This window comes from Bradyrhizobium sp. STM 3809 (assembly GCF_000239795.1).
In the GTDB taxonomy this organism is placed as follows: Bacteria; Pseudomonadota; Alphaproteobacteria; order Rhizobiales; family Xanthobacteraceae; genus Bradyrhizobium.
Window position 1 is genome coordinate 1 of record NZ_CAFJ01000439.1, and the last position, 644, is coordinate 644.

Annotated in this window: 1 protein-coding gene; it reads right to left on the bottom strand. The window is 67.9% G+C overall.

Annotated features, from left to right (window positions below; translation table 11 throughout):
• Window positions 1–319 precede the first annotated feature (319 nt).
• The coding region (locus BRAS3809_RS20640; protein WP_035657287.1) for a zinc-binding dehydrogenase at window positions 320–644 on the bottom strand (325 nt) is incomplete at its 5' end.

The window sequence follows — 644 nt, forward strand, 5'->3', positions numbered from 1 at the left end:
GGTGGGACGAGCGCGAGTACAAGTAGTGTCCGAGTGCGCTTGCGCGACATCCTCGGCTGTCGTCCCGGCCTTGAGCCGGGACCCATAGCCACCGGCTCGGGTTTGGCGGAGAACGACGTTCATGGTGCCACAAGTGAGATCACGCGGTATGGGTCCCGGCTCAAGGCCGGGACGACATCGGTGATGTGGCGGCGGTGTGGCGCTGCGGAGGCGTAGCCCGGATGAGCGCTCGCCGGGGCCCGCAGGGCGCCGGAGATCGCGACATCCGGGGCCTCACGCGGTGTGTCGGTGAACCCGCATGTCGCTCCGCTCGTGCGGGCTACGCGTTCATCACCAAGGCCACCCTGCCGATCGCCTTGCGGTCGATCAATAGCCGCATCGCCTGCGCATAGTCCTTGAACGGCACGCGGTGCGAGACGTTCGGGCGCATCTTGCCTTCCTCCGCCCAGGCCAGAAGCGCCGCCATCCGACGCTCGCCCAGCTCGGGATTTTTGCGCACGGCCTCGCCTGCGCGCACACCGAGCACGCTGGCGCCCTTCATCAGGATCAGGTTGGTTCGTGCGAGTCCGATGCCGCCGGTGAAGCCGATGACGAGCAGCCGCGCGCCCCAGGCGATACAGCGGACGCTGTTCTCGAACACCTCG